Raw genomic sequence first — 567 nt, 5'->3', positions numbered from 1 at the left:
GCATTCCGAAGGTGCATGAAGTAGGCTTTAGCCTTAGGAGCGTGGCAACGTGTCTCCATCGTCGCATCCTCATTTAAGTTCCTGCACTCCTGCTGTTATCGGTTTTACTAACCGCTTATCACCACCCCGTGTGAATCGAATGGTCTTAACAACTTACGCGGAGGCACGCCGTGCCGGCGCGCCGGCGCGTAGTCCTTCCATAACAAAGTCCATCAGCCAACCCAACCGGGGTTTCCACTCATCGTTGAAGTTGATCTGCCAAATACCGGCAATGGCCAGAAAAAAGTCATCAGCGGTGATGCCGGGGCGAATGGTGCCCGCCTTCTCATTTGCATCAAGTAAGGACTGGGCTGCAGCGACCACCGGGGCATAACTCTCCTTTCCTGCACAGTCCCCCAAACTCGACATCTCGCGTATTGCATCGGCCAGGCCAGCCTTGGTCATGGCGTACTCGGCAAGACGAGCCATCCACTCACGCAAAGCTAGGTCAGGCGGGCGGCTCTGGAGCAGATGTTCGGCGTATTTTTCAACCTGCAACATCTCATAGCGATAGACCTCCATCACCAG

1 protein-coding gene is annotated in these 567 nt (G+C 55.2%); it reads right to left on the bottom strand.

The genetic code is table 11. The features are described 5' to 3' along the window. Positions 1–153 precede the first annotated feature (153 nt). The coding region (locus AB4Z23_RS27995; RefSeq protein WP_441361241.1) for an SbtR family transcriptional regulator at positions 154–567 on the bottom strand (414 nt) is incomplete at its 5' end.

This window comes from Agrobacterium sp. MCAB5, from assembly GCF_052114365.1.
In the GTDB taxonomy this organism is placed as follows: Bacteria; Pseudomonadota; Alphaproteobacteria; order Rhizobiales; family Rhizobiaceae; genus Agrobacterium; species Agrobacterium tumefaciens.
The sequence above is the reverse complement of the archived record's forward strand: the minus strand, read 5'-3'. Positions and strand labels throughout refer to the sequence as shown.